The 4,372-nt window shown below is 69.6% G+C and carries 4 protein-coding genes; 3 read left to right on the top strand and 1 reads right to left on the bottom strand.

The features are described 5' to 3' along the window. Positions 1-77 precede the first annotated feature (77 nt). On the bottom strand, positions 78-278 hold the full coding sequence (locus AOK23_RS40980) for a CsbD family protein (RefSeq protein ID WP_055717489.1): 201 nt from the start codon (positions 276-278) through the stop codon (positions 78-80). Positions 279-544: 266 nt separating this feature from the next. On the opposite strand from AOK23_RS40980, the gene AOK23_RS51085 reads away from it, so the two are divergent. The 3 genes from AOK23_RS51085 to AOK23_RS40965 are packed head-to-tail and all read left to right on the top strand — an operon-like array spanning position 545 to position 3,982. Then, positions 545-955 carry a hypothetical protein gene (locus AOK23_RS51085; protein ID WP_055717488.1) on the top strand — a complete coding sequence of 137 codons (411 nt, stop codon included), beginning with the start codon at positions 545-547 and terminating at the stop codon, positions 953-955. Positions 956-1,013: 58 nt separating this feature from the next. Continuing rightward, on the top strand, positions 1,014-1,706 hold the full coding sequence (locus tag AOK23_RS40970; protein WP_240496802.1) for an ABC transporter ATP-binding protein: 693 nt from the start codon (positions 1,014-1,016) through the stop codon (positions 1,704-1,706). Further along, positions 1,703-3,982, top strand: a complete 2,280-nt coding sequence (locus AOK23_RS40965) for an FtsX-like permease family protein (RefSeq protein ID WP_055717487.1) — start codon at positions 1,703-1,705, stop codon at positions 3,980-3,982. Before AOK23_RS40970 ends, AOK23_RS40965 begins: the two co-directional genes overlap by 4 nt. The last annotated feature ends 390 nt before the right edge of the window (positions 3,983-4,372 follow it).

Genomic DNA, 4,372 nt, shown 5'->3' with positions numbered 1-4,372 from the left:
GAAAGGGGCCCCGCGGCCGCGGGGCCCCTTTCACCGGCTCAGCTCGGCGTGCGCCGAGCGCGCGCGGTCGGCGCCGTTCAGACGCGCTCGTCCTTGGGGGCCGTGCGACGCGTGCCCTGGACGCGCTCCTGGGCCTTGCCCTTGAGCTTCTTCGCCTCGCCGCGAGCCTGCTGCATCTTGCCCTCGACCTGCTGCTCGCGGTCGCCGGTGACCTTGCCGGTCATCTCCTTGGCCTTGCCCTTGATCTTGTCCATGTTGCCCTTGTCCTTGGCGACCATGGTTCCTCCTCGGTGAGGGGTGAGGTGATGGCTTCTCTCCCAACGTACGGCGCGGTGGTGACTGTCGCGAGTCGAGTTGCCACTCTGCGTAATGTCATGTCCGCGTAAAGCGTCAAAGTTTCGGTAATGGGTCGCCGCCGGAAGGCCGAGCAGATGGGGCAGGGTCGAACTCATCGCCCGAATCCCCTTGTTGCTGGATGTTAACTTTCAGCGCCGCTCTGGCCTGACCTCCAGAGCCGTGCAGAAGAACTCAAACGGGAGGAAATATGCGCAAGTTGGCAGTCGGTGCCCTTGCGGCGGGACTCTTCGCCATGGGGGCAGGGACGGCGTTCGCCGCCTCGTGGCAGGATATTCCGGCGCTTTCGACCGGTGGTGCGAAGTTCCACCACGGCGAGTACAAGTGGCACCCCGCGGGCACGAACCACGGCGCCTTCGAGTGGAAGGGCCAACTCCAGGACACCGACCACGATGACGACCACAACGTGTACATGCAGGTCAAGGTCGAGGGCTACGGCTGGAGCCGCTACGACGGCAAGCAGAAGAAGACCGTGCCCCTGAACTACCTCAACTGGGCGGCCCCGCAGCGGTACACCGACGACGCGTACATCCGCGTCTGCCGGGACAAGGGTTCCCTGAACCCCGACAACTGCTCGACGACCAAGCACTACCAGCGGTAAGCAGTAGCTGCAACGCCAAGTACCGGGCCCGGGGTGACCCCCGGGTCCGGTCGCTTCTTTGGGGGAAGCCATCAGTACGTCAGAAGTCCTTTCCGCCACGGGTGTTGACCTCTCCTACGGCACGCAACTGGCTGTCAGCGACGCCCACCTCTCGATCTCCCGAGGCGAGGTCGCGGCTATCACCGGCCAGAGCGGTTCGGGGAAGTCTTCGCTGCTGTACTGCCTCGCGGGAGTGCTGCCTCCGGCGCGTGGGCACGTGCGGTTCGAAGGCCGGTCGCTCGGGGATCTCACCGACGACGAGGTCAGCACGCTGCGCCGGGAACGCTTCGGCTTCGTCTTTCAGTACGGCGAACTGCTCCCCGAGCTGACCATCGAGGAGAACACCGCCCTTCCGCTGCGCCTGGCCGGGCAGCGCAAGCGGCCCGCGCTCGTGGCCGCCGGCGAGGTCCTCGCCCGGCTGGGTCTCGGCGATCTGCGCGAGCGCCGCCCGTCGCAGGTGTCGGGCGGCCAGAGCCAGCGTGTGGCCGTCGCACGGGCCCTGGTGCACCGCCCGGCCGTCGTGTTCGCCGACGAGCCGACCGGATCCCTCGACAGTGCCAACGCATCTGCCGTGCTGAAGGAGTTCCTCGATCTGGCACGTTCCCAGGGCACCGCCGTCATCCTGGTCACCCACGACCCCGCCGTCGCGGCGCAGGCCGACAGCCACTACACGATGGCCGACGGAGTCCTCACCCCCGGGAGGGCGGCGTGAGGGAGTTCCTGCTCGGCCTGCGCCTGCTGTTCGGCGCCGGTCGCGGCAACCGCGTCCGTTTCTTCCTCATGGCGGGCGGAGGTTCGCTCGGTGTCTGCTGCCTGGCCCTCGTGCTCACCATCCCGCAGATCCTCGACGCACACGACGGCAGGGCCGCCGCGAGGGAGCCGAAGTCCGCTTCCGCCAGGTCCGCGCAGTCCACGCTGGTCCTCCAGCGCACCGACCCCTACGGGTCCAGGCCGTTCACCCGGGTGTTCATCGCCAAGGGAACCAAGGGTGCCGACGCGGCCCCGCCGGGACTGAAGCGACTCCCGGCCCCGGGCGAGGTGTTCCTCTCCCCTCGCGCACACGACCTGCTCCGTGACCGGCCCGCGATCGCGTCGCTCCTGCCCGGTGACGAGAAGGGCCTGATCGGCGCGACCGGGCTCGCCCACCCCGACGAACTGTTCGCCTACATCGGCACGCCCCGCGACAAGATCGCCGACGAGGGCCGTGCGCTGAAGGGCTGGGGATACAGCTACGCGCCCTTCCCCGCCGTGGAACCCTCGACCCTCACCTACATCCGCTTCGCCCTGGGATCCCTCGTCCTGCTCCCCCTCGGCATCTTCCTCTCCGTCTGCGCCCGGCTCTCCGCCGCCAGCCGGAACCGCCGCCTCGCCTCGCTGCGACTGCTGGGCCTGAGCACCAAGGGCACGCAGCGGGTCAACGCCGCCGAGACCGTCGTCGCGGCCCTGCTCGGCGCGCTTCTCGGCCTCGGTGAGTACTGGATCCTCAACCAGGTGATGACCCGGACCGGTCTGCCCAGCCTGCGGTGGTACCCGGCCGACGGCGCGCTGTCCGTGACGACCGTCGCCGTCTGTTTGATCGGCGCACCGCTCCTCGCCTGGTTCGTCGGCCGGGCCAGCGCACGCGACGCCGCCGCCAATCCGCTGGCCGTGCGCCGCACCGCCGCGCCCAAGCGTCCCACCAAGTGGGGTGCCCTGTTGCTGGTGACGGGTCTCGGCATCGTCGCCGGCTACTGCGCCACGGGCTTCACCGGCCAACCCGCCAACAGCGTCGGCCCGAACACGATCCTGATCCCGGCGGGCATCCTGCTGACGGGCCTGGGGCTGGTGCTGACGCTGCCCCTGTTGTCCTTCGCCCTCGCCCGCCGGCTGGCGCGAACCACCCAGTCTCTCACCCTGAACCTGGCGATGCGCCGCAACGAGGTCGAGCCGGGTAGCACCATGCGGGTCGTCACCGGGCTCGTGCTGCTCGTCTTCTCCGCTTCCCTGGCCCAAGGCGTCCTGATCCAGTTGGAGCAGGTCTCCCGGCCGTCGGCGCCCGTGCAGGACTACGCCATCCCGCTCGCCACCCTCACCACGGACCAGCAGCGCAGGCTCGCCGAGGTGCGGGGGGTTCGCGCGCACGCGGTGACGATGAGCTCCTGGAGCGACCCCGACGGTCCCGCCGACCAGCCCTACGCGAGCGCCGTCGTCGCCACTTGTGATCAGTTCACCAAGCTGGTACAGCGCTCCGAGGGCTGTGTCGACGGCAAGGTGATGCGGCTCAGTGATCCGAACTCGGGCACAGGCCAGGGCGCGCGCCCGGGTGACACCCTTGTCTTCCGTGTGCCGGAAGGCGGTCAGGGCAAGAGCCTGAGCATCACCCTTCCGAAGGACGAGATCTCCTACAACGGGTACGACCCCTCCGGGGTGGGCGGAGCCGAGGTGCTCATACCGCCGTCGGCGTTGGCCGCCTCCGCCCGTCCGGAGGCGGCGGAGTACATCCTCACCAGCAGTTCCGACCGCGACCAGGTCCGCCGGGTTCTCGACGGCATCGCCGCCGTCACCCCGACCGCCGAGATCAACCCCGTGGGAGTGAACATCGAGGGCCTCCAGCAGATTGCCGTCCTCGAAACACTGCTCGGCGTCGGCATGATCATGGGCCTGGTCATCGGCACCGCGGCCTTCGTCGTCTCGGCGACCGACCGGGCGGTGGAGCGGCGCGCCCAGGTCACCGCGATCACGCTGATCGGCGCACGCGCCCGCACGATGCGGACCGTGCAGTGTGTCCAGGTGGTGCTCCCCCTGAGCATCGGGCTCGCGCTGGCGCTCGTGACGGGCAAGCTTGCCGAGGCCTCCTATCTGATCACCGGAGGCAGTGAGATCTACTGGGACTTCGCCGGACTCCCGGTGCTCGCCCTCGCGGCGGCCGGCGTGGCGGCCCTGTCCGTCCTCGGAACGCTCCCGCTCGTCGGACGGCGCATCGACCCGGAACTGATCCGCCGCGACTGAGCACGGACACGACCGCTCCCGGTTCACAGTCTCCCGCGCTGCCTCTGCCCTCGCACGGGCCGAGGCGGCTCGGGCTGGACGGGTGCGGGCTTGGCCGGGCGCTGGCCGAGGCACCGTGGGGCGACCTTGGGCAAGGTGGGCGGACTGCGGGCCGGGTCGGGCTGGGCCTGAGCCGGAGGCAAGCCAGGAGACCGCGAGCTGAGGCCGACTGTTTCCGACCGGCATGACAGGTGGACGGTATTGCTCGGGGCTCTCTGCGACGCGCGGCCAGCCACCACATGCCGCCCCTCCGCCTGAACGCCGAGGGCCGACAGCGACCTCGGGCCTCACCTGGAACGGGCCCCATCTGGAACCGGTACCACCCGAAAGCCCCGTCCCTTATACACATCT

The organism is Streptomyces torulosus (genome assembly GCF_001419765.1).
GTDB lineage: Bacteria > Actinomycetota > Actinomycetes > Streptomycetales > Streptomycetaceae > Streptomyces > Streptomyces torulosus.
This window is presented reverse-complemented; position numbering and strand designations above follow the sequence as displayed.